Annotated in this window: 26 protein-coding genes; 14 read left to right on the top strand and 12 right to left on the bottom strand. The window is 29.8% G+C overall.

The genetic code is table 11. From position 1 onward, the window contains the following. Window positions 1-4 precede the first annotated feature (4 nt). The 11 genes from pglA to pssA all read left to right on the top strand — a co-directional run bounded on the left by pglA (window position 5) and on the right by pssA (window position 10,898). Window positions 5-1,135, top strand: coding sequence for a N,N'-diacetylbacillosaminyl-diphospho-undecaprenol alpha-1,3-N-acetylgalactosaminyltransferase (gene pglA / locus FBF21_RS06000; RefSeq protein WP_002870124.1), 1,131 nt, complete (start codon window positions 5-7; stop codon window positions 1,133-1,135). Beyond that, window positions 1,128-1,730, top strand: a complete 603-nt coding sequence (gene pglC, locus FBF21_RS05995; protein ID WP_002852766.1) for an undecaprenyl phosphate N,N'-diacetylbacillosamine 1-phosphate transferase — start codon at window positions 1,128-1,130, stop codon at window positions 1,728-1,730. The genes pglA and pglC overlap by 8 nt, the downstream gene beginning before the upstream one ends. After that, complete coding sequence (gene pglD, locus FBF21_RS05990) at window positions 1,717-2,307, top strand: UDP-N-acetylbacillosamine N-acetyltransferase (RefSeq protein ID WP_002870125.1); 591 nt, start codon at window positions 1,717-1,719, stop codon at window positions 2,305-2,307. The genes pglC and pglD overlap by 14 nt, the downstream gene beginning before the upstream one ends. Window positions 2,308-2,404: 97 nt before the next feature. Further along, a complete protein-coding gene (gene pglE / locus FBF21_RS05985; protein ID WP_002870126.1) occupies window positions 2,405-3,565 on the top strand; it encodes a UDP-N-acetylbacillosamine transaminase in 1,161 nt (386 codons plus the stop codon). 1 nt (window position 3,566) lies between these two features. After that, window positions 3,567-5,339 (top strand): UDP-N-acetylglucosamine 4,6-dehydratase (configuration-retaining), encoded by a 1,773-nt coding sequence (gene pglF, locus FBF21_RS05980; protein WP_002870127.1) that lies wholly within the window; start codon window positions 3,567-3,569, stop codon window positions 5,337-5,339. Beyond that, window positions 5,339-6,232, top strand: a complete 894-nt coding sequence (locus tag FBF21_RS05975; RefSeq protein WP_002856519.1) for a PDC sensor domain-containing protein — start codon at window positions 5,339-5,341, stop codon at window positions 6,230-6,232. The genes pglF and FBF21_RS05975 overlap by 1 nt, the downstream gene beginning before the upstream one ends. Before the next feature lie 112 nt (window positions 6,233-6,344). After that, window positions 6,345-6,737, top strand: a complete 393-nt coding sequence (locus FBF21_RS05970; protein WP_002866134.1) for a chemotaxis response regulator CheY — start codon at window positions 6,345-6,347, stop codon at window positions 6,735-6,737. Window positions 6,738-6,759: 22 nt separating this feature from the next. After that, window positions 6,760-7,605, top strand: a complete 846-nt coding sequence (locus FBF21_RS05965) for a 50S ribosomal protein L11 methyltransferase (RefSeq protein WP_002856135.1) — start codon at window positions 6,760-6,762, stop codon at window positions 7,603-7,605. A gap of 3 nt (window positions 7,606-7,608) precedes the next feature. Next, window positions 7,609-9,546, top strand: a complete 1,938-nt coding sequence (gene ftsH, locus FBF21_RS05960) for an ATP-dependent zinc metalloprotease FtsH (RefSeq protein WP_002856296.1) — start codon at window positions 7,609-7,611, stop codon at window positions 9,544-9,546. Then, a complete protein-coding gene (locus FBF21_RS05955) occupies window positions 9,543-10,160 on the top strand; it encodes a phosphatidylserine decarboxylase (protein WP_002866132.1) in 618 nt (205 codons plus the stop codon). The genes ftsH and FBF21_RS05955 overlap by 4 nt, the downstream gene beginning before the upstream one ends. Window positions 10,161-10,169: 9 nt before the next feature. Further along, on the top strand, window positions 10,170-10,898 hold the full coding sequence (gene pssA, locus FBF21_RS05950) for a CDP-diacylglycerol--serine O-phosphatidyltransferase (RefSeq protein ID WP_002859122.1): 729 nt from the start codon (window positions 10,170-10,172) through the stop codon (window positions 10,896-10,898). Here pssA and FBF21_RS05945 read toward each other — a convergent pair. Continuing rightward, entirely contained in the window at window positions 10,889-11,686 is a 798-nt protein-coding gene (locus FBF21_RS05945) for a ferritin-like domain-containing protein (RefSeq protein WP_002870128.1), read from the bottom strand. The two genes, pssA and FBF21_RS05945, sit on opposite strands and share 10 nt — an antisense overlap. An 89-nt stretch (window positions 11,687-11,775) precedes the next feature. Between FBF21_RS05945 and FBF21_RS05940 the strand changes: the two genes are divergently transcribed. The 3 genes from FBF21_RS05940 (at window position 11,776) to cetZ (ending at window position 14,146) form a co-directional block, all read left to right on the top strand. Continuing rightward, on the top strand, window positions 11,776-12,135 hold the full coding sequence (locus FBF21_RS05940) for a methionine-R-sulfoxide reductase (protein ID WP_002826104.1): 360 nt from the start codon (window positions 11,776-11,778) through the stop codon (window positions 12,133-12,135). Between the two features lie 14 nt (window positions 12,136-12,149). Beyond that, on the top strand, window positions 12,150-12,776 hold the full coding sequence (locus tag FBF21_RS05935; RefSeq protein ID WP_079264526.1) for a MarC family protein: 627 nt from the start codon (window positions 12,150-12,152) through the stop codon (window positions 12,774-12,776). Window positions 12,777-12,856: 80 nt separating this feature from the next. Further along, complete coding sequence (gene cetZ, locus FBF21_RS05930) at window positions 12,857-14,146, top strand: energy taxis response protein CetZ (protein WP_002886284.1); 1,290 nt, start codon at window positions 12,857-12,859, stop codon at window positions 14,144-14,146. 21 nt (window positions 14,147-14,167) lie between these two features. Here the strand turns inward: cetZ and aat are convergent, their stop codons facing one another. Genes aat through FBF21_RS05875 form a run of 11 tightly spaced genes read right to left on the bottom strand, consistent with a single transcriptional unit; the run spans window position 14,168 to window position 24,292 of the window. Further along, window positions 14,168-14,815, bottom strand: coding sequence for a leucyl/phenylalanyl-tRNA--protein transferase (aat, locus tag FBF21_RS05925; protein WP_002826100.1), 648 nt, complete (start codon window positions 14,813-14,815; stop codon window positions 14,168-14,170). After that, a complete protein-coding gene (locus FBF21_RS05920; protein ID WP_042635869.1) occupies window positions 14,790-16,919 on the bottom strand; it encodes an AAA family ATPase in 2,130 nt (709 codons plus the stop codon). Before FBF21_RS05920 ends, aat begins: the two co-directional genes overlap by 26 nt. Beyond that, window positions 16,916-17,206: an ATP-dependent Clp protease adaptor ClpS gene (locus FBF21_RS05915; RefSeq protein WP_002852892.1), complete on the bottom strand. Its 291-nt coding sequence runs from the start codon at window positions 17,204-17,206 to the stop codon at window positions 16,916-16,918. Before FBF21_RS05915 ends, FBF21_RS05920 begins: the two co-directional genes overlap by 4 nt. After that, window positions 17,206-17,808, bottom strand: a complete 603-nt coding sequence (locus FBF21_RS05910) for a TlpA disulfide reductase family protein (protein ID WP_002867200.1) — start codon at window positions 17,806-17,808, stop codon at window positions 17,206-17,208. The genes FBF21_RS05915 and FBF21_RS05910 overlap by 1 nt, the downstream gene beginning before the upstream one ends. Before the next feature lie 10 nt (window positions 17,809-17,818). After that, window positions 17,819-18,271 (bottom strand): SsrA-binding protein SmpB, encoded by a 453-nt coding sequence (gene smpB, locus FBF21_RS05905; RefSeq protein WP_002860207.1) that lies wholly within the window; start codon window positions 18,269-18,271, stop codon window positions 17,819-17,821. Continuing rightward, complete coding sequence (locus FBF21_RS05900; RefSeq protein ID WP_002859130.1) at window positions 18,268-19,035, bottom strand: 4-(cytidine 5'-diphospho)-2-C-methyl-D-erythritol kinase; 768 nt, start codon at window positions 19,033-19,035, stop codon at window positions 18,268-18,270. Before FBF21_RS05900 ends, smpB begins: the two co-directional genes overlap by 4 nt. Then, window positions 19,032-19,259 carry a carbon storage regulator CsrA gene (gene csrA / locus FBF21_RS05895; protein ID WP_002852854.1) on the bottom strand — a complete coding sequence of 76 codons (228 nt, stop codon included), beginning with the start codon at window positions 19,257-19,259 and terminating at the stop codon, window positions 19,032-19,034. Before csrA ends, FBF21_RS05900 begins: the two co-directional genes overlap by 4 nt. Continuing rightward, window positions 19,253-20,071 (bottom strand): tRNA pseudouridine(55) synthase TruB, encoded by an 819-nt coding sequence (gene truB / locus FBF21_RS05890; protein ID WP_002869549.1) that lies wholly within the window; start codon window positions 20,069-20,071, stop codon window positions 19,253-19,255. Before truB ends, csrA begins: the two co-directional genes overlap by 7 nt. After that, complete coding sequence (locus tag FBF21_RS05885; protein WP_168985453.1) at window positions 20,068-22,143, bottom strand: 3'-5' exonuclease; 2,076 nt, start codon at window positions 22,141-22,143, stop codon at window positions 20,068-20,070. The genes truB and FBF21_RS05885 overlap by 4 nt, the downstream gene beginning before the upstream one ends. Continuing rightward, a complete protein-coding gene (locus tag FBF21_RS05880; RefSeq protein WP_002852822.1) occupies window positions 22,140-22,577 on the bottom strand; it encodes a hypothetical protein in 438 nt (145 codons plus the stop codon). The genes FBF21_RS05885 and FBF21_RS05880 overlap by 4 nt, the downstream gene beginning before the upstream one ends. Further along, window positions 22,571-24,292: a M3 family oligoendopeptidase gene (locus FBF21_RS05875; protein WP_002869547.1), complete on the bottom strand. Its 1,722-nt coding sequence runs from the start codon at window positions 24,290-24,292 to the stop codon at window positions 22,571-22,573. The genes FBF21_RS05880 and FBF21_RS05875 overlap by 7 nt, the downstream gene beginning before the upstream one ends. Window positions 24,293-24,295: the final 3 nt, after the last annotated feature.

Genomic DNA, 24,295 nt, shown 5'->3' with positions numbered 1-24,295 from the left:
GAAAATGAGAATAGGATTTTTATCACATGCAGGAGCAAGTATTTATCATTTTAGAACGCCTATTATAAAAGCATTAAAAGATAGAAAAGACGAAGTTTTTGTTATAGTGCCACAAGATGAATACACACAAAAACTTAGAGATCTTGGCTTAAAAGTAATTGTTTACGAGCTTTCAAGAGCTAGTTTAAATCCTTTTGTGGTTTTAAAGAATTTTTTTTATCTTGCTAAGGTTTTGAAAAATTTAAATCTTGATCTTATTCAAAGTGCGGCACACAAAAGCAATACCTTTGGAATTTTAGCAGCAAAATGGGCAAAAATTCCTTATCGTTTTGCTTTGGTAGAAGGCTTGGGATCTTTTTATATAGATCAAGGTTTTAAGGCAAATTTAGTGCGTTTTTTTATTAATAATCTTTATAAATTAAGTTTTAAATTTGCACACCAATTTATTTTTGTCAATGAAAGTAATGCTGAGTTTATGCGGAATTTAGGACTTAAGGAAAGTAAAATTTGTGTGATAAAATCTGTAGGGATCAATTTAAAAAAATTTTTTCCTATTTATGTAGAATCGAAAAAAAAAGAGCTTTTTTGGAAAAATTTAAACATAGATAAAAAACCCATTGTACTTATGATAGCAAGAGCTTTATGGCATAAAGGTGTAAAAGAATTTTATGAAAGTGCTACTATGCTAAAAGACAAAGCAAATTTTGTTTTAGTTGGTGGAAGAGATGAAAATCCTTCTTGTGCGAGTTTGGAGTTTTTAAACTCTGGCGCAGTGCATTATTTGGGTGCTAGAAGTGATATCGTAGAACTTTTGCAAAATTGTGATATTTTTGTTTTGCCAAGCTATAAAGAAGGCTTTCCTGTAAGTGTTTTGGAGGCAAAAGCTTGCGGTAAGGCTATAGTGGTGAGTGATTGTGAAGGTTGTGTGGAGGCTATTTCTAATGCTTATGATGGACTTTGGGCAAAAACAAAAAATGCTAAAGATTTAAGCGAAAAAATTTCACTTTTATTAGAAGATGAAAAATTAAGATTGAATTTAGCTAAAAATGCCGCCCAAGATGCTTTACAATACGATGAAAATATAATCGCACAGCGTTATTTAAAACTTTATGATAGGGTAATTAAGAATGTATGAAAAAGTTTTTAAAAGAATTTTTGATTTTATTTTAGCTTTAGTGCTTTTGGTGCTTTTTTCTCCGGTGATTTTAATCACTGCTTTACTTTTAAAAATCACTCAAGGAAGTGTGATTTTTACCCAAAATCGTCCCGGGTTAGATGAAAAAATTTTTAAAATTTATAAATTTAAAACCATGAGCGATGAAAGAGATGAAAAGGGTGAGTTATTAAGCGATGAATTGCGTTTGAAAGCTTTTGGAAAAATCGTTAGAAGCTTAAGTTTGGATGAGCTTTTGCAACTTTTTAATGTTTTAAAAGGGGATATGAGTTTTGTTGGACCTAGACCTCTTTTGGTTGAGTATTTGCCTCTTTACAATAAAGAGCAAAAATTGCGTCATAAAGTGCGTCCAGGTATAACAGGATGGGCGCAGGTAAATGGTAGAAATGCTATTTCTTGGCAGAAAAAATTCGAACTTGATGTGTATTATGTGAAAAATATTTCTTTTTTGCTTGATTTAAAAATCATGTTTTTAACAGCCTTAAAGGTTTTAAAACGAAGTGGGGTAAGCAAAGAAGGACATGTTACAACGGAGAAATTTAATGGCAAGAACTGAAAAAATTTATATTTATGGTGCTAGTGGTCATGGGCTTGTTTGTGAAGATGTGGCTAAAAATATGGGTTATAAAGAATGTATTTTTTTAGATGATTTTAAAGGAATGAAATTTGAAAGTACCTTACCTAAATATGATTTTTTTATAGCCATAGGAAACAATGAAATTCGAAAAAAGATTTATCAAAAAATTTCAGAAAATGGCTTTAAAATTGTCAATCTTATCCATAAAAGCGCGCTTATAAGTCCTAGTGCAAGTATAGAAGAAAATGCAGGAATTTTAATCATGCCTTACGTGGTAATTAATGCTAAAGCCAAAATAGAAAAAGGCGTGATTTTGAATACTTCAAGTGTGATTGAACATGAATGTGTGATAGGGGAATTTTCTCATGTGAGTGTAGGGGCTAAATGCGCAGGTAATGTAAAAATTGGTAAAAATTGTTTTTTAGGGACTAATTCTTGTGTTTTGCCTAATTTAAGTTTGGCAGATGATAGTATTTTAGGTGGTGGAGCAACTTTAGTTAAAAATCAAGATGAAAAAGGTGTTTTTGTGGGAGTACCTGCAAAAAGAAAAATATGAAATGATTATAAAAAGATTTTTGTTTGATTCTTTGTAAATTTTTTTAGGTAAAATAGAGTCAATTTATAAAAATTTTGTTTTACACAAAGGATAAATCATGAGATTTTTTCTTTCTCCTCCGCATATGGGTGGTAATGAATTAAAATATATAGAAGAAGTTTTCAAAAGCAATTATATAGCACCTTTGGGTGAATTTGTAAATCGCTTTGAACAAAGTGTCAAGGCTTACAGTAAAAGTGAAAATGCCTTAGCTTTAAATTCAGCCACAGTGGCTTTGCATTTAGCTTTAAGGGTGGCAGGGGTAAAACAAGATGATATTGTTTTGGCTTCTTCTTTTACTTTTATCGCTTCAGTAGCACCTATTTGTTATCTTAAAGCAAAACCTGTATTTATAGATTGTGATGAAACTTATAATATCGATGTAGATTTATTAAAGCTTGCTATTAAAGAATGTGAAAAAAAACCAAAAGCATTGATTTTAACTCATCTTTATGGCAATGCGGCTAAAATGGATGAAATTGTTGAAATTTGCAAAGAAAATGAAATTGTTTTAATCGAAGATGCTGCTGAAGCTTTAGGAAGTTTTTATAAGAATAAAGCTTTAGGAACTTTTGGAGAATTTGGAGCTTATTCTTATAATGGCAATAAAATTATCACCACTTCAGGTGGAGGTATGCTTATAGGAAAAAATAAAGAAAAGATTGAAAAAGCAAGATTTTATAGCACTCAAGCTAGGGAAAATTGTTTGCATTATGAACATTTAGATTATGGTTATAATTACCGCTTAAGCAATGTTTTAGGAGCTATTGGCGTAGCGCAAATGGAGGTTTTAGAACAAAGAGTGCTTAAAAAAAGAGAAATTTATGAGTGGTATAAAGAATTTTTAGGAGAGTGTTTTAGCTTTTTAGATGAATTAGAAAATTCAAGAAGCAATCGCTGGTTAAGTACAGCTTTGATTGATTTTGATAAAAATGAACTTAATTCTTGTCAAAAAGATATAAATATCAGTCAAAAAAATATTACTTTGCATCCAAAAATTTCAAAACTCATAGAAGATTTGAAAAATGAACAAATAGAAACAAGACCATTATGGAAAGCTATGCACGCTCAAGAAGTATTTAAAGGAGCTAAGGCTTATCTTAATGGCAATAGTGAGTTATTTTTCCAAAAAGGAATTTGTTTGCCAAGTGGCACGGCGATGAGTAAAGATGATGTTTATGAAATTTCAAAACTGATCTTAAAGAGCATAAAGGCTTAAAATGATTTTTTATAAAAGCAAAAGATTAGCATTTTTTTTAACTTCAGATATTGTTTTAATTTTACTTAGCGTTTATCTGGCTTTTTCTTTGAGATTTAGTGGAGATATTCCGAGTATTTTTTATCATGGTATGATGGTTTCTGCTATTATTTTGCTTGTTTTAAAACTTTCATTTTTGTTTGTTTTTAGAATTTATAAAGTAGCTTGGAGATTTTTTTCTCTCAATGAAGCAAGAAAGATTTTTATCGCTTTGCTTTTAGCTGAGTTTTGTTTTTTTCTTATTTTTTATTTTTTTAGTGATTTTTTTAATCCTTTTCCAAGAAGTGCTATTGTGATAGATTTTGTTCTTTCTTATATGTTTATAGGTACTTTAAGAATTAGCAAAAGAATGCTTGTGGATTTTAAACCTTTTAGAATGAAAGAAGAAGAAACTCCTTGTATTGTAGTAGGGGCAACTTCTAAGGCTTTGCATTTGTTAAAAGGTGCAAAAGAAGGTTCTTTAGGGCTTTTTCCTGTAGGCGTAGTTGATGCGAGAAAAGAGCTTATAGGGACTTATTGTGATAAATTTATTGTAGAAGAAAAAGAAAAAATAAAATCTTATGTAGAACAAGGGGTAAAAACTGCCATTATTGCTTTAAGACTTGAGCAAGAAGAGCTTAAAAAACTTTTTGAAGAACTTGTAGCTTATGGTATTTGCGATGTAAAAATATTTTCTTTTACAAGAAACGAAGCAAGAGATATCAGTATAGAAGACTTGCTTGCTAGAAAACCAAAAGATTTAGATGATAGTGCTGTGGCGGCTTTTTTAAAAGACAAGGTAGTTTTGGTAAGTGGAGCAGGTGGAACTATAGGCAGTGAACTTTGTAAGCAATGTATTAAATTTGGTGCTAAGCATCTTATTATGGTTGATCATAGTGAGTATAATCTTTATAAGATCAATGATGATTTAAATTTATATAAAGAAAAAATTACTCCTATTTTACTGAGTATTTTAGATAAGCAAAGTTTAGATGAGGTATTAAAAACTTATAAACCCGAGCTTATTTTACATGCAGCCGCTTATAAACATGTGCCTCTTTGCGAACAAAATCCACATTCAGCAGTAATCAATAATATTTTAGGAACCAAAATTTTATGCGACAGTGCTAAAGAAAATAAAGTAGCTAAATTTGTGATGATAAGTACAGATAAAGCAGTGCGACCAACAAATATTATGGGCTGTACTAAAAGAGTTTGCGAGCTTTATACTTTAAGTATGAGTGATGAAAATTTTGAAGTTGCTTGTGTGCGTTTTGGTAATGTTTTAGGTTCTAGTGGTAGTGTGATACCGAAATTTAAAGCACAAATTGCCAATAATGAGCCTTTAACTTTAACGCACCCTGATATAGTGCGTTATTTTATGCTTGTGGCTGAGGCAGTGCAACTTGTTTTACAGGCTGGAGCTATCGCAAAAGGAGGAGAGCTTTTTGTTTTGGATATGGGTAGGCCTGTGAAAATCATAGATTTAGCTAAAAAAATGCTTTTACTTTCTAATCGCAATGATTTAGAAATTAAAATCACAGGTTTAAGAAAAGGTGAGAAGCTTTATGAAGAGCTTTTGATTGATGAAAATGATGCTAAAACGCAATATGAGAGTATTTTTGTAGCAAAGAATGAGAAGGTTGATCTTGATTGGCTTAATAAAGAGATAGAAAATTTACAAATATGTGAAGATATTTCAGAGGCTTTATTAAAGATTGTACCTGAATTTAAACACAATAAAGAAGGCGTATAATGTATATAAAAGATATACAAAGATTTGAAGATAATCGCTATCGTGCTAGGGCTTATATGAGTTATATTTTAACAAGAAATCTGCCCAATAAACTTCCTGACATTCACCTTGAAACGATTAAAACAGCTTTGGATAAAATAGCTCATGAAGTTGTTGTTTTTGATGCTTTGTATATTTTAGATATTTCAGGCATGCAAATAGAAAATGCGATTTCCTTAAATAAGGCTCATGAAATAGGACAGGGTGAGGATAGAAGTACTCGTTCTTATTTCTATAGAGCTGTAAAATTAAGACGATGTGTTTTGAGCGATCCTTATCCTTCGGTTTTAAATAATGAGCTTTGCGTGACAGCTTCTATGCCAATTTACGATGATAAAAATAACTTGCTTTTTGTTGTTTGTATTGATATAAAACTTGAAGATATTTTAAAGATTATTCAAGCAGGAAAATTTGAATTTGTTTTTACTCAATTTAGTCGTTCGGTATATTTTTGCTTCGCACTGGTTTTATTTGTGATTACTTGTTTTTTATTTCAAAAAGGTTTTTTTAGTCTTTTTGATAATCAAGCTATAGGTATAGAACATATGTTTGAAAGTACCATCGCTATAACTTTGGCTTTAGCTATTTTTGATTTGGCAAAAACTTTGATCGAACAAGAAGTATTAGGAAGGACAAAAAAAGAAGAAGGTGGAATTCAAAAAACTATGGTGAGATTTTTGGGTTCTATTATCATTGCTTTAGCTATAGAAGCTTTGATGTTGGTATTTAAACTTGCTATTGGTGATCTTTCTCAGATGATTTATGCGATTTATCTTATCGGTGGAGTGAGCTTGCTTCTTTTAGGTTTAAGTGTATATTTATTTACGGTTAAGTATAAAAATAATAATATTTGAGTAAAAATTTAAGTAAAAGATGATATAATGCTGTTTTTTAAAATTTTTTAGCTTGATTAATAAGGCTAAAAAGGGTAAAATAAAACTATAAAAACTTTGAAAGGACGAAATTGTGAAATTGTTAGTTGTTGATGACAGTTCTACTATGAGAAGGATTATTAAAAATACCCTAACAAGACTTGGACACGATGATGTTTTAGAAGCTGAGCATGGCGTTGAAGCTTGGGATTTATTAACTAAAAATGAAGATGTAAAAGTTTTAATTACAGATTGGAATATGCCAGAAATGAATGGCTTGGAGTTGGTAAAAAAAGTAAGAGCAGAGAAAAAATATGAAGATATGCCTATCATCATGGTTACAACTGAGGGCGGAAAAGCTGAAGTGATTACTGCTTTAAAAGCTGGCGTAAATAACTATATTGTAAAACCTTTTACTCCACAAGTTTTAAAGGAAAAACTTGAAGATGTTTTAGGAACAGGAAGTGGAGAAGGTGCAGCTGAGTAAAGGCTGATTTTTAAAATTCTAAATGCAAAAAAAATATTATGAATTGTTCTTTATCGTAGAAGAGCGGTATAAAAATTTATTTCTTGATTTTGCTTTTGATTTAGGTATAGAAGCCATAGAAGAGAAAGATAATGGTGTTTACATTAGATCCCATGAGAGTTTAGAAGAGTTTTCATGGGCACTTGAAATATTTGCTCAAAAACTTACAACTACTTTCAATTTAAACCATAAAATTATTTCTAATTTAAGTCTTGTAGAGAAAGAAAACAAGGACTGGATACAAGAATATAAAAAAGGCATAAAACCTATCTTAGTGGATAATGTTTACATCCATACAACTTGGCAAGAAGAAAAGAAGAATTGTATAAATATAAAGATTAATCCAGCCTTAGCCTTTGGCTCAGGACATCACGAAAGCACATATTCTTGTGTAAAATTTTTACAAAAATTTTCTAAAAGTAAATTAAGAGCTTTAGATCTTGGTTGTGGTAGTGGAATTTTGGGTATTATTATGGCAAAGTTTGGTTGTAATGTTGAAATTTGTGATACTGATGAGTTGGCTATTGATAGTTCTTTAGAAAATGCAAGATTAAATGGTGTCGATTTTCACAAGGCTTGGTGTGGATCTATAGATAAAGCAAATGGTTTATATAATCTAATTGTTGCAAATATCATTGCAGATGTGATTTTAATTTTAGAAAAAGATATTAAAAACCATTTAGAAGATAATGCTATACTTATTTTGTCAGGAATTTTAGATAAATATTCAACAAGAATTAAAGAAAAATTTCAAGATTTGGAACTCATTGATGAAATGCAAATCAATGAGTGGTGTAGTTTTGTATATAAAAATAATAAAAAAGGATAAGTAATGAATAATAATACCCAAAATAATAAGGGTAATCCGCAGGGTAATAATTTTTTTAACAAAAATCCCATTTTTATTTTTGCGATTTTTGCAATTGTAATGATAATTATTTTTAAGGGATTTTTTGATGGCAATGGTTCTTTTGGCGGGGCATTGAATGGCAATGAAGTAAATAAAAATGTCCCTTATTCTGAGTTAAAAAAGCTTATTGAAAGTGGACAAATCAATCAAGTTAGTATAGGACAAACAACAATCAAAGCGATTTCAAGCTCTCACAATACTGTTTATACAGCAAAAAAAGTTAATGATCCTGAGCTTGTGAGTTTACTAGATAGTAAAAATATCGCTTATGGTGCGTATTCTGAAACAAATTGGTTTACGGATATACTTTTTTCATGGGTTTTGCCAGTATTTATTTTCTTTGGTATTTGGATGTTTTTGGCAAGTCGTATGCAAAAAAATATGGGAAGTTCTATATTGGGTATAGGAAGTTCTAAGAAGCTTGTAAATTCAGAAAAACCTAAAGTAAAATTTAGCGATGTAGCTGGTGTTGAAGAAGCTAAAGAAGAAGTAAAAGAAATTGTAGATTTTTTAAAGTATCCTGAAAGATATATTAAATTGGGAGCTAAAATTCCAAAAGGACTTTTACTTGTTGGGCCTCCAGGTACAGGAAAAACTTTGCTTGCAAAAGCAGTTGCAGGTGAAGCTGATGTGCCGTTTTTTAGTGTTTCAGGTTCGTCTTTTATAGAAATGTTTGTGGGTGTAGGTGCTTCTCGTGTGAGAGATTTATTTGAAAATGCAAAAAAAGAAGCTCCTGCTATTGTTTTTATAGATGAAATAGATGCTATTGGTAAAAGTCGTGCAGCAAGTGGCATGATGGGTGGAAACGATGAAAGAGAGCAAACTTTAAATCAGCTTTTGGCTGAAATGGATGGCTTTGGGACAGAAAGTTCCCCAGTCATTGTTTTAGCAGCAACAAATCGCCCAGAAGTTTTAGATGCAGCGCTTTTAAGACCAGGAAGGTTTGATAGACAAGTTTTAGTTGATAAACCTGATTTTAAAGGTAGGTGTGATATTTTAAAAGTGCACATGAAAGATGTCAAAATCTCCCCAAAAGTTAAAGTAGAAGATATAGCACGCTTAACCGCAGGGCTTGCAGGAGCTGATCTTGCAAATATTATTAATGAAGCAGCGCTTTTAGCGGGTAGGGATTCTAAAAAATATGTAGAACAAAATGATTTAGTTGAAGCTGTTGAAAGAGCTATAGCAGGACTTGAGAAGAAATCACGTCGTATTAATGAAAAAGAAAAGAAAATTGTTACTTATCATGAATGTGGTCATGCTTTGATTGCTGAAACTACCAAAGGCGCAAAACGTGTAAGTAAGGTTTCTGTGATTCCGCGTGGTCTTGCGGCTTTAGGTTATACTTTAAATACTCCTGAGGAAAATAAATTTTTAATGCAAAAACATGAACTTATCGCTGAAGTAGATGTACTTTTGGGTGGTCGTGCAGCTGAAGAAGTGTTTATAGGTGAAATTTCAACGGGTGCAAGTAATGATTTAGAAAGAGCAACCGATATCATAAAAGCTATGATTTCTATGTATGGTATGAGTGAAATTGCAGGACTTATGGTACTTGAAAAACAAAGAAATACTTTCTTAAGTGGTGGACAAACTATCAAAGATTATTCTGAAAAGATGGCAGAATCTTTAGATGATTATGTAAAGAAAACCTTGGATGAACGCTATAAAGATGTTAAAGATACTTTAAATACTTATAAGGGAGCGATTGAGACTATGGTTGCAGCCCTTTATGAAGAAGAAACTATTGAAGGTAATAAAGTGCGCGAGATTATTAAAGAGTTTGAGGATCAAAATAGTCTACCAACTCGTTTACAAGAACTCGAAGAAGTTAAAACTGAAGTTAAAGTAGAAGAATGAAAGATTTTATTGCAAAAGATGGATATTTAAGTCTTATTATTTTAAGCTTAATTTTTATTTTTGTGTGGATTTTTTATTCTTTTTCCATCTTGCTATTAGCATTAATTGTAATTTGTATTTTTCTTTTTAGGGCGCCCAAAAGAGAACTTGTTTGTAGTGATGAAAAAGCTATTTTTGCACCTATGGATGGTAGGGTTACTAAAATAGAAAATATTCATCATAAAGATTTGGGTGAATGTGTTGAAATTACTATTAAAAATGCTCTTTATGATGCTGGGAATTTTAATACACCTTTTGCAATGTCTATAATAGATATTCGTTTACGACATGGGCTTTTTTTGTGCAGTGAATTAAAATCTGCAAAAATGATGAATGAAAGAGCTTTTATTTTGGCAAAAGTTAAAGAGAATAAAACGATAGCCTTGCGAATCTATGCAGGTTCTTTTGATAGAAAATTAAAGCTTGATAATATTTCTCATGATTTAAAAGCAGGAGATAGAATGGGTTTTTTAATTAATGGCTCTATAAGTTTACTTTTACCAAAAGATACTAGAATTCATATAGGCTTAAATGATGAAATTAAAGCAGGTTCATTGCTAGGCTATTTTGCGTAAGGAAAAATAATGAATAACAGACCGCAACTAATTTATATTTTACCCAATCTTTTTACAGCTGCTTCAGCTTTTTTAGGGGTTATTTCTATTATAGCTTCAATACATGGAAATTATTATACAGCTTTGATTTATATTATTTTATCTTTGATTTGCGATGGGCTTGATGGCCGTGTTGCAAGACTTACAAATTCTACTTCAAAATTTGGAGTAGAATTTGATTCTTTGGCTGATCTAGTAGCTTTTGGAGTTGCTCCAGCGGTTCTTTTTTATATGGCGATAGGTTATGATTTTGGAAAACTTGGATCTTTGATTACAGCTTTTTTTGTGGTTTTTGGAGCTATTCGTTTGGCGAGATTTAATGTTACCACAGGCACTTATGAACCCTCCGTTTTTATAGGTCTTCCTATACCTACTGCAGCAGTTGTGAGTGCTATATGGACTTATGCGTTTATCAGTTATGATTTTTTAAAGCCTTATGGCGTAGTTTTTTTGGTGCTTCAAGCAATTTTAGGGCTTTTAATGGTAAGTAATATACGTTATCCTAGTTTTAAAAAGCTTGATTTTAATCGTTCTAGTGTTTTAAAAGTTTTGATTATTTTAATTATAATATTTTCATTTTTATATCTTTACCCTCTTGAAAGTTTAGTAATTTTAGCAAGCTTGTATGTGCTTTATGGAATTATTCGGGTTTTATATACCATTATCGTTTCAAAATTTAAGATAAGAAATCAAGAGTAAAATTTTTCAATGACTTCGCATTCTTCTTGAGTGAAGCCAGCTTTGATTCTTGCTTGAATGTTAAGTTTTTTTCCCGCAAGAGAGAATTGTTTAAATGTTTTGCAAAGCTCAATAAAATCATACCTGTTTTGATTTGCAAATTTCCACCAAGTATCTCCTTTTTTAACGTGTTTTATTTCATCATTAAGTATAATTTCAAGATATTCCATTAGAAGATTTTTAATGGAATGATTGGAACTTTGAAGTTTTTGAACAACAAAGGGGTTGGCATCAAGCCCTTTAGCTTCTAAACCTCTATGAACTACTCCCATTCTAAAGCTTAAAGAGTCTTTTGTAGCTTCTAGAGCAGATTCTAAATTATCATGCACTGGAAAATTTCCATATTTGTAACTAAGTTCTTTAAGTGCTGAATTTAAAAGTTTGAAATGTTTAATTTCCTCATCTGCTACCTCCAGCCAATCGTAATAAAATTGCAAAGGTAGATTCTTAAAGCGATAACTCGCATCTAAAGCCAGGTTAATTGCATTAAATTCTATATGAGCGACTGAATGAATTATTTTAGCAAGCGCATGAGTTGAATTGACAAATTTAGGCCTTCTTATACGCGTAGGATGAAGCAAGGTAATTTGTTGTGATGTATTTTTTTTGAAAATGCTTTGATGCTCGTGATTAAAAATCAATTTGTGGCTTTTAAAGTCTTCATAAAAATTTTGAAAAGAGTGAAATTTTATAGTTATATTTTTTTCATATAAAATATCTTGAAGTTCTTGAAAAAATTCTTTTTGCATTTAAAACTTTCTTGAAAATTATAAAAATTTATCATTTAAAATTGAAAATTTAATTATATAATATAAAAATTATTTTACAAGGGTAGATCATGAAAGAATTAAATGAAGAAGAAAAAAAAGTAATTTTAAATAAAGGAACAGAAGCTCCTTTTAGTGGGAAATATAATGATTTTTATGAAAAAGGAATCTATCAATGCAAGCAATGTGGAGCTTCGCTTTATAAATCCGAAGATAAATTTAAATCAGGTTGTGGATGGCCTAGCTTTGATGATGAAATAAAAGGGGCTGTTAAAAGAATTCCTGATAAAGATGGGATTAGAACCGAGATTGTATGTGCAAATTGCAATGGACATTTAGGTCATGTTTTTGAAGGAGAAGGATTTTCTGCTAAAAATGTAAGACATTGTGTAAATTCTATTTCTTTGGAATTTGTAAAAACTAAGGATTGATAGTGTTTTCTAGTATGGGTTCTGAGCTTTATTTGATGTTTTTTGCTGCAATTACTTTACTTGCTATATTAAATCCTTTTGGTAATTTAACTCAATTTTTGGCTATGAGTGATGGATTGCCTTTAATGTTTCGAAAAAAACTTTTTAGAACTATTCTCTATACAGCTTTTACTATAGTTTTGGTGTTTTTATCATCAGGACCTTTATTTATGAACTATATTTTTAGAGTTTCATTGGATGATTTAAGGGTTTCTGGTGGTTTGGTTCTTATTATAATGGCTATTAAAAATTTACTTTTTTCAACAAAAATTGCAACTAAGGATTTTAGTTCTTATCAAGATATGGATGATAAGGAAATTTTAAGACAGAGTTTAATACCTATGGCATTTCCTATGCTTGTTGGGCCTGGAACTTTAGCTAGCGTTATTGTTATAGCCGAAGATGGTGGGCTTGATGTTGCTCTTGGCGGAGTAATGATAGCTTTTATTTTTATGTTTATACTTTTTCATTTTGCAGCTACTATAGAAAAAATAGTTGGAAAATTGATTTTACATGTTTTTTCTCGTATAGCACAAGTATTTATTGTTGCTATGGGGTTTAAGATGATTATTGTAGGTTTAAAGGATATATTTAACTTATAAATTAATATAATTTTAAGTAAATAATACTATATAAATATGATATAATTTTAAAATAATTTATTATTAAAAAGGTGAGTTTTATGTTTGGTGCTAAGAAAAATAATACTAAAATAATTGAACAACTTGAAAAAAAATGTAATGGTTTAGGAGATATTTTAAGATCTATTGGGAATACCATGGCGGTAATTGAATTTACTACCGATGGCGTTATTTTAGAGGCAAATCAAAATTTTTTAACAACTATGAAATACTCCCTTTCAGAGATCAAGGGTAAGCATCATAGTATGTTTTGTTTGCCTGAAGTTGTTAATTCTTCAGCATATAGTGATTTTTGGAAAGATTTAAGAGATGGAAAAGCTAGAAGTGGTCTTTTTAGACGTATAGCTAAGGGAGGGATAGATGTTTATTTAGAAGCAAATTATCTTCCAATTAGTGATAATAATGGTTATGTTTATAAAATTATTAAATTTGCCAATGATATAACTCAAAGACATTATGAAATGCTTGATCTTAAAAATACTATTGCTGCTGCTAATCGTTCTATGGCTATTATTGAATTTAAACCTGATGGGACTATTATTACGGCTAATGAAAATTTTTTAAGAACTATGGATTTTAATATTGATGAGATTAAAGGAAAGCATCATAGTATGTTCTGTGATTCTAATTATAGACACTCTAAGGACTATGTTCAATTTTGGGAAGATTTAAGAGAGGGTAAATTTCAATCAGGTAAATATATAAGATACGGAAGAAATAATAAAAAAGTATACCTTGAAGCAAGTTATAATCCGGTTAAAAATGATGATGGAAAAATTTACAAGGTTATTAAATTTGCTACAGATATAAGCGAACAAGTTAAAAAAGATCAAGAAAAACTTCGTCTCATAAGCGAACTTGCAGAAAAAAATGATAATCTTACTCAAGATGGAGATCGTGTAATTGAAAACACTGTTTCAAATGTTCAGAATATTGCTGATATGATGTCTCAAAGTTCAAATCTTGTTTCCTCTTTAAATCAACAATCAGATGAAATTAAATCTATTATTCAAACTATTAGTGATATTGCTGATCAGACTAATCTGCTTGCTTTAAATGCTGCTATTGAGGCAGCACGTGCTGGTGAACATGGTAGAGGTTTTGCTGTTGTTGCTGATGAAGTAAGAAATTTAGCTGAAAGAACAGGGCATTCGGTTAATGAAATTACCACTACGATTAATTCTATTCGTAATGTTACATCACAAGTGGTTGAGAGTATTAAAAGCGGTTTAGAGGATGTTAATCAGAGTGTTGAACTTGCAAAAGAAGCAAGAGAGTGTATGGAGAAAATTCGTGAAAGCTCTGCTGAAGTTGCTAAAGCGATGTCATAAGCGTGATTTTCACGCTTATTTTTAAGTAATTAAATCTTTAAAATTTTTAAAACCACTTTCTTGATTGCATTTTTCTTTTAAAATATTTAAAAATTCTTTCCTAGAAATATTATGAGCACCCATAAATTCTAAATGTTGGTTATAAACTTGACAATCTATGATAAAATCATAAGGTTTTAATAAATCACAAAGTTTAATCATGGCAACTTTAGATGCATTTTTTTTAATGCTTACCATGCTTTCACCAAAGAAAACCTTGCCTAAAATTAAACCATAAATTCCACCTATAAGTTCATTATTTTCATAAAGTTCAAGGCTATGCGCATAGCCTTGGGTAAATAACTTATAATAAGTGGTAATAAATTCATCATCTATCCAGCTTTGAGAGCGTGTATCGCGACATAATGTAATTAATTTTAAAAAATCATAATCAAGTTTAATTTGATAGAGATTAATAAATTTTTTCATATTTTTTTGGATGTGAATTTGATTTGGAATTAAAATGCATCTAGGATCTGGACACCACCAAGTTACAGGTTTACTTGTCCATGGGAATAGACCAAAAGTATAAGCTTTTACAATAAAATCAGCTTCTAAATTTTGACTTAAAAATACAGGAGCATTTTTAGGTGCATTGAGTAATTTAGAATATAAATTCGAGCTTTCCATTTTTACCAAGTTTGATTTTAGCTATACCGCCTTTTTTAAGCTTTCCGAATAAAATTTCATCACTGATTTTTTCTCCTATTTCCTCAGAAATTATGCGTTTTAAAAGCCTTACTCCAAATTCTTTATTATAGGCTTTTTTAGCTAAATAAATTTTGGCTTTATCATCCATTGATAATTTTATATTATTTAAATTTTTAGAAATTTCATCAAGTTCTTTTTCGATAATTTTAACAAGTATAGCATCGTTTAAATCATTAAAATGTAAAATTTTATCAATGCGATTAATAAATTCTGGAGCAAAAAAATCTTTGATAGCACGATTACTTTTTTCTTCATTTTTACTTAAAAAACCAAGCTCATTGCTTTCTTTAAGTCCTAGATTAGATGTCATAATAATGATTGTATTTTTAAAATCTACTTTAAGACCGCTATTGTCGGTGAGTTCAGCATTGTCAAAAATCTGTAAAAAGGTATTGCTTAAATCAGGATGAGCCTTTTCTATTTCATCAAAAAGAACAAGACTGAAAGGATTTTTGCGAATAGCATTGCTTAAAAGTCCACCCTCTTCAAAACCTATATATCCAGCTGGAGATCCTATTAGTTTACTTATAGTATGTTTTTCTGCATATTCACTCATATCAAAGCGTTCTAAATTTAAACCTAAAAATTCAGCTAAAGCTTTGCAAAGTTCTGTTTTTCCAACTCCACTTGATCCAGTAAACAAAAACACTCCGCGTGGTGTATTGGAATTTTTAAATCCCGCAAAACTTTGCTTAAGTGATGAAACAAGGCTATCTATAACTTCATCTTGGCCAAAAATTTTTGCTTTTAAATTTGTTTTTAAATTCATTAAAGCTTTATTTTGATCGAATTCAAATATTTTGTGATGGTGGGTCATTTTTGCTAAAACATTTTCTAAATCTTTTAAATTGGCATTTTTTTTAGCTTTTGGATTTAAAGCAAAAGAAGCGCCAAGTTCATCGATCAGATCTATAGCACAATCAGGTAAAAATTTATCATTAAAAAATTTTTTACCCCAAATTACAGCATATTGAAGAATTTCATCGTTTAATTTTATATGATGAAATTCTTCATATTTGTTTTTTAATCCTTTAAGAATTTGCAAGCTTTCTTCTTGGCTTGGTTCATCTACATTTATTTTAGCAAAACGGCGACTTAGGGGTTTATTTTTATCAAAAGTATTTTTATATTCCATAAAAGTTGTTGCACCTATGCATTTTAAAGTTCCATTACTTAGAGCTGGTTTTAAAAGATTGGAAAAATCAGTATGAGATTCTCCTGTGCTTCCAGCTCCTACTATAGTGTGAATTTCATCAATAAATAAAATAGCATTGGGTATTTTCTCAAGTTCATTTAAAATTTCTTTAATTCTTTTCTCAAAATCTCCACGGTATTTTGTTCCCGCAAGTATACTAGCCATATCAAGACTAAAAATTTTTGCATTTTGTAAGTTTTTAGGCACCTTTTTTTCCGCAATAGCTAATGCTAATCCTTCTACAATGGCCGTTTTGCCAACTCCTGCTTCTCCTACTAAAATAGGATTATTTTTCTTGCGACGTGAAAGAATTTGCATCATTCTTTCAAGTTCAAATTTTCTTCCTATTAAAGGATCAATCTTGCCATTTTGAGCCAAAAGTGTTAAATCACTTGTGTGGTTGTTTAAATTTTGTATATTTTCATGATTTTGAAGTTCTTGAATTTTGTTAAGATTTATGTTGTGTTTTTTTAAGAGATAGCTAGAATAACTTCTTGAATCCTGTATGAGCTTTTCTAAAAAATCTATAATTTTAATTTCATTATTTTTATTTTTAGATGAAAGTAAGATTTCATCTAAAACAACAGATATTGTAGGTTCTATTTCTTGTTTAATAACTTGATTGTTTTGAGAAATGTAATTTTTTAATTCAGTTTCTAGAAGTTCAAGATCTCCATCTGAAAATTCTTCAAATATATCCTTAAAATCAGTGCTTAGTTTTAGTAATGCAAACAGTACATGCTCACAGGTAACAAATTCATGGTGATTTATTAAGCTTAGATTTTTGGCATTATCAAGATATTTTTGTAAATTTTCTTGGTATTTCATTCTTCTTCCACCTTTGCTTGTAGTGGAAAATTAGCAAGTTTAGCCGCATCCATAACTTTTTTTTGTTTTGAAAGAGCTATTTCCTGGGTGTAAATGCCACAAATTCCAGAACCATTGTGATGAATTTCTAACATTGTTTGACTTGCTTTCTCAAGGTTTTGATGAAAAATATTCATCAAAATTTCTATAACAAAATCCATGGTTGTTACATCATCATTTAAGAGTATAACTTTATACATTTTTGGTTCACTAAGTTTTGTTTGCTCTAGAGTTTGGGTTTTTGGCATTATTTTCCTTTGTAGATTTTATTTAAATCTTCTTGCATGAGTTCTGTTGGAATTTTACCAAGATAAAAATTTGTTGGAGTATTATTATTCCAGTAATCGCTTATTTTTTGATAAATTCCATTTTTTAAAACAACTTTAAAAGGAAGTTGCTCCATATTTTGATAGTCTATATCTTTTAAAATTTGAGCAATAATACGATCATTAGAGCTGTCATTGCTTAGAAAATAGTAAGCACCATAATCATCCGCGAATTTTTTAACTGTTTCATCGCTAACATCTTCAAAATGTGTAAGTCCTATAATGATAAATTTGCTAGAATTATTTTTCCAAAGTTTGCTAAGATCTAAAGCTTCTTCTTTACATGGGGTGCAAAAAGTGCCAAAAAAATCAAACATTAGAACTTTTCCTTCCTCTCCTTCCACCACAAAACCTTTATCTGTTCTTATTAAAGTTTTGCTTCCACCATTTACACTATTTAAGACTATTTTATCTCCTTTGTGATACTCTTCAAACATAAAATCATTTTGAATTTCTTCTTCCTTGGAGCAAGCATTAAGAAAAAATGCTAAACTTATTAAAAATAGGGCTGAAATTTTTTTCATTTATTTTCCTTTATTTGTAATTTTTCATAGCAGCTTTAGCTTCTAAATCGGCTTGCTTTTTCTTTAAAGTTTCACGCTTGTCGTGCAAATTTTTCCCTTTAGCTAAAGCAAGGGTAGCTTTTACTTTATTTTTTGTGTTAAAATAAAGATCTAATGCAACGATAGTATATCCTTCTATACTTACTTTACCTAATAATTTATCAATTTGCTTTCTATGCATTAAAAGCTTTCTAGCGCCTCTTTCTTCGTGTTTATAGAAAGAGTGTGTAGTATGAAGTAATGAAATATGAGAATTAAGTAAAAAAATCTCATTTTTTATAATGCGAACAAAAGAGTCTTTAAGATTTGCTCTTCCTGCCCTTAAGGCTACAACTTCACTTCCTTTAAGGACAATTCCGGCTTCAAAGCGTTCTATGATGCTATAATCAAATAAAGCTTTTTTATTTCTCGCAATAATTTTCATCGATCAACCTTAAAAACACTACTACCGCTACCGCTTAGAAAAAAATCTTCTTGTAAGTAAGACTTCATTTTAGGATATAAAGTTGCACAAGGAGTAAATAAATCATTTAATTCTTTGTTTTTAAAATTTTGTAACAACTCTTTTGTGCTGAGTTTTTTGTATATTTGCGCTTGATTATTGTTTTTTTGAAAGTCAAATATTCCTCTATCAAATTCATCATAAACAGCTTTAGTTTGGCAAGATATTTGTGGAAAAGTCCATTTTAAATTAGGTATGTCATCTTCAAATTCTTCTATAATTTCGCCACAGCTACTTACATTAGCAGAGTGAAAGCCACTTAAAAAAAAGGCAATATCACTTCCTAGTTGTATGCTTAAATTTATAAGTTCTTGTAGGTTTAATTTTAAATTTAGGGTTTCATTTATTAGTAGTAAAAAACTCGCACAATCGCTACTTCCACCACCAAGCCCAGCACATACTGGGATATTTTTTGTGAGTTTTAGACTTTTTTTGCTAAATAATTCTTTTAATTCGTTATTATATCTTCTAGAAAGTAGCAAATAAGCCTTTTGAATAATATTATTTTCGCATTTAAAATTACTAATGATTTCAAATTCTTTTTTAGAATCTGATTCTTTGTCAACAAGCTCAAGCTCATCAAAAACATCTTTTAAAAGTATAAATCGTGATTCTAAAAGATGATATTTTCTTGAGTCAAAACCGGTAAGTTTTAAAAAAATATTTGCTTTAGCGTAAGCTTTCATTTGATTAGTTTTTTGCTTAAGTCATCAAGTTTAATATCATTCTGAACAACAGAATGCAAATTTTCATCCTTTACTTGTTGAACAAGTTCTTTTCTAAGTATCATAAGGGATTTTGGAGCTTCTATACCTATTTTGGCATATCCTTTCCCTGTTTGAACGACTTTGATTTCTATACCTTCTCCGATAATTATACTTTCATTTTCTTTTCTTGATAATATTAACATTTTTCAACCTTATTTAGAAGATATTTTACTGTATTTTCTTTAATATTAATTATGCTAAAATATTTTTCTGTTTCAATATAATAATCTCCTTCATCATGAAATTCTAATTCTTCGACAAAAATTTTAGCACCATTTTCGAGTTTATTTAAATCCTTGATAAAATTTGGCTTTAGGTTAATGTATTTTAACACATTTAAGCTTTTCTCATTATTATAAACAAATTTGCCTTCTTTAATGCGCTCTAAAGAGCTTAAAGTCGCATTAATACCTAGTTTTCTAGCAAAAAGTTCACAATAAGATCTTATGTAAGCACCTTCACTGACTGTGATTTCAATATTTAAAAAAGGATGATTATAGCTTAAGATCTTACAATCAAATACTTCCATTTGACAAGGTTTTAAATTTGCTTCTATACCTTTTTTTGCAAGTTCATAGGCGCGAGTTCCATTGATTCTTTTGGCGCTAAATTGAGGTGGTGTATAGGAGATAATTCCTTGCATTTGATCAATGATTTGTTTTAAATTTGCAAGATCAAATTCTTTTATATTTTGAATTTCTTTTATATTTTGATCATCAAGACTTAAGGAGTAAACTCCAAGCCATAAAGTAGCTTTATAGGTTTTTGGGGTTTTTTTTAAAAAACGGAAAAGTTTTGTGTATTGTCCAAATGCAACGATTAAAACCCCTTTGGCGAAAGGATCAAGAGTGCCAGAATATCCTGCTTTTTTATTTTTATATTTTTTCTTTAAAGTGCTTAAAAAGGCGTTAGAGCTCAAACCCCTTGGTTTAAAGGCTGCAAAGATCTTGTTCATACTGCTTTTTCCACAAAGCTTGCCATGATTACACGCATTATGCCACCAAAATTAATATTAAGCTTTTCCTCTTTTCCGCTTTTATTAACTTCAACAACCCTGCCAATGCCAAAAATTTTATGTTTAACTAGATCTCCTTTGCAAAAACTAGTTTTTTGTATATTTTGATTTTTTGATTTTTCATTGATTAATTTACTTTCTTCTAAGAAGCGACTAGGATTGATATTTGCTCTTGAACCATGATAAAAACGAGAATTTGCAACACTTATTGTGAGAAATTTCTTGGCGCGAGTGATGCCAACATAAGCAAGACGGCGTTCTTCTTCGAGATTTTCTTCGCTATTTAAAGGAAAAAATCCTTCGTCAAAGCCTATTATAAAAACATAATCAAATTCCAAACCTTTGCTAGCATGAATGCTCATCAAGCAAACACATTCTTCATCTAAATTATCTTGATCGCTTAATAAAGAAATTTCACTAAGTAGATCTTCTAAAGAAGCTTCGGGATCTTCTTTGAGTTTTTCTCTTAGATTAGCATAAAACTCATCAAGATTTCTGATTCTTTCATCTCCATCATCTTGCTCTGAAAAATAATCTTTAATTTTAAATAATTCTTCTATATTGTCAAAAACCTTTTTTGCATTATCGTAGCTTTTTAGAGTGTGAATATTTTGTATAAAAATATTTGCTTCATTTTGTGCTTTTTTTGTTGTTAAAATTCCTACACCACCATCGCTTTCGCATAGGGCATCAAAAAGTGAAATTTGACGTTTTTTTGCATATTCTTCTAAATTTTTTAGGGCTTTTTCTCCTATGGATCTTTTGGGGCGATTAATAATACGTTTAAACGACAAATCATCGCTTGGATTTAAGATAAGTCTAAGATACGAGATTAAATCTTTTATTTCTAATCTCTCATAAAAACGCATACCACTAAGTAGTTTATAAGAAATTTGTTTCTTCATAAATGCTTCTTCTATTGCTCTTGATAGTGCATTAACTCGAAATAAAATGGCGATCTCTTTAGCTTCTACTCCAGAATTTAGCAATTTTTTCACTTCTTGAGCGATATATAAACCTTCATCTTTTTCGTTTTCGTTTTTTAATATTTTAATATTTTCCCCTGTATCTTTAGTGCAGATTAAAGTTTTTCCAAGTCGTTGCTCATTGTGAGATATGAGATTATTTGCTGCTTGTAAAATAGTCCCTACTGAACGATAGTTTTGTTCAAGTTTTACAAGTTTAACATTTTTAAAATCATTTTGAAAATTTAAAATATTTTCAATTTTTGCTCCACGCCAACTATAAATACTTTGATCATCATCACCAACAACTGTGATATTTTCATGCATACAACATAGATTTTTTAGAATTTTATATTGCAAGGTATTAGTATCTTGATACTCATCAACTGTAATGTAATTATAAAGTAAGCTTTGTTCTTTGGCAAAATTTATATCATTTTCTAAAATGAGATTGCTTAGCAATAAAAGATCATCAAAATCTACAAAATTTTGTTTTAATAAGTATTCTTCATAAGCACGGTAATAGTTGGCAAATTTGTATTCATTTTGATATTTTTCAAAATTATGTTCTTTTAGTAAATTTAAATCTTCAAAGACATTGCTTACTCTTTTGCCTTCATTTTTGCAATAAGATATGTATTGGATAATATCATAGACATTATCTTTGTTTTTATCATGGATTAAGTCTTTAATTATTTTTTTTGTATCATCTGTATCGATAACAATAAAACTATTTTTACGCTCCAATCTTTCAAAATGGAGTTTTAAAAATAAAAGTCCAAATTTATGAAAGGTGCAAAGCAAAGGATTGTGATTGCCTTGTAGAAAATTTAATGCTCTATGACGCATAACACTAGCTGCTTTATTTGTAAAAGTAAGAGTAAGAGTGTTATGTGAGGGGATGCCTACTTCACCGATAAGATAAGCAAGACGAGTGGTGATAGTTTTGGTTTTTCCACTACCTGCGCCTGCTAGGATAAGCATGGCTCCATCAATGTGGCTTACCGCTTGTTTTTGACTATCATTTAACTCTTCAAATAGATTCATTTTTTGAAAATATCTTTATTTTTTGGATTATTTAAAAATATATTTTTAGATTTTTGTAAATTTTTGCTATCTTCACGTTTATAAAGACTAAAATTAACGAATAAAATGCTATTTTCTACTTGAATTTGCGTGATAGCTCCTAAATCAACCTTTACAAAACTATCAAAATCATCATTTCCAAAACCTGCGTGAAATTGAATGAAATCTTTATTTAGTTGTATGGATTCAAAGGTGTATCCTCCAAGAGCAAAAAGAGCATAAGGATTTTGTTTAATATCAAGCTCTTTGGGAAGTTCAGGGTTAAAATCTATGAAATTTGTATTTGCAACTATGGAAAATTCTATATTTTCTTCTATAAGGTGTGAAATAACTTCATAACAATGCTTTTGCATGGTATGGATAAAATTTTCATTTTTTAAGATTGTTTCTAGCATGATTGTAACTCCATGAATTCATTGATGAGTTTTTGAATTTCTTTTATGCCTATTTCCCAAAAATTTTCATCTTCTATATCAAATCCAAACATTCCTACTAGTTCTTTTGGACTCACGCTTCCACCTAAAGAAAGCATTTTGATATAAAGTTCTTTAAAATTTTCACATTTTTTACTTTTGTAAAGTCCATAAAGAGCTAAAACTAAAAGTTGTGCATAAGCATAAGCATAGCAGTAAAAAGGAGAATGGATAAAATGAGGAATATAACTCCACCAAGAAGCATAATTTTTTGTAAGTTTTACGCTGTCTTGAAACATCTTTTGAGATTCTTCCATCCAAATTTTATTGATTTCTTCAGTACTAAGTTCATTTTCTTGAGCATGTAAGCGTCTTTCAAAACAAGTAAAATTAATTTGTCTATAAAAAGTTGCAAAAATATCTTCGATTTTATTTGCATATAAAGATAAGAGTTCTTCTTTTTTTAACTTATCTTTAATAAAATCAAATACGAGCATTTCAGCAAAAACTGAAGCTGTTTCTGCGGTGGTTAAAGGTGTATTTTGATTTAAATAGCTTACATTATAAGAAAGTTTTTGATGGATAGTGTGTCCTAATTCATGTGCAAGTGTAAAAAGATCGCGTCTTTTATTGGTGTAGTTTAATAAAACAAAAGGATGTGCATCAGAAGTTGCAGAATGCGAAAAAGCACCCCCTTGTTTATTTTCTTGCGGATAAACATCAATCCAACCTTGATCAAAAGCATTTTTTGCTATATCATAAAATTGAGGAGAAAAAGCTTGAAATGCCTCTAAAACAATATTTTTACTTGTTTTAAAATCAAAACTTGCTTCTTTTCCTATGGGTGCATATCTGTCATAGTCTTTAAGCTCATCATAGCCTAAAATTTGTTTTTTTCTTTTGTAAAATTGCGATACTAAGTTAAAATGTTTTTGCGCACTTGCTATCAAAGAATCAACGCTTTTTTGTGAAATTTGATTGCTGATATGTCTTGAAATTTCAGCATTTTCATAACCTCTTAATAAGCTTATGTTTTTTCTTTCTGTTTTTATCATATTAATAATAAAACTTAAAAGTCTGCTATTTTTTTGCAAAACTTTACTGAATTTTTTAGCAGCTTTTTTGCGTATTTTTCTATCTTCATCATACATTTTGCTTAGAACTTCTTCTTCGCTAAGTTTTTTACCTTCAAAAGGGATTTTTAAAGCGCTCATACTTTCATCAAAAAGTCTACTAAAAGCATTTGCACCTGTATTGGAAAGATAAAGCATAATGCGTTCTTCGTTTTTGCTAAGATTATAGCGTTTGTTTTGCAATAAATTAGAAAGATAAAAATCATAATCTTTGCAAAAAGTTGTAAATTCTTGACTTTTTTCAGGAGTTAACTCACAAAATTCAAGCTCGAAAAAGAGTAAATTTTCTTCTATTTTTTTGCACTCTTCTTCGTATTGTGCGTAAAAAGAACCATTTTGAGTGTTTTTAGCAAAAAGCAAATAAACATAAGTCATGATTTTACCAAGAGCTTGATTTAAATTTTCATAATCTTTTAAAGCTTGCAAAAACTCATTAGTATTTAATGTATAAAGTTTATTTTCATAGTTTTTTTTGAAATTTAAACTTTGTTGGATTTGATCTTGTGTAAAATTTTGCAATGCTTCTTTATCGTGAAATAAAGCACTTAAATCCCATTCTAACATTTT

Source organism: Campylobacter sp. CFSAN093238 (assembly GCF_012898015.1).
Taxonomy (GTDB): Bacteria; Campylobacterota; Campylobacteria; order Campylobacterales; family Campylobacteraceae; genus Campylobacter_D; species Campylobacter_D jejuni.
Note: the sequence above shows the minus strand (reverse complement) of the source record. Positions and strands in the feature narration are given on the sequence as shown.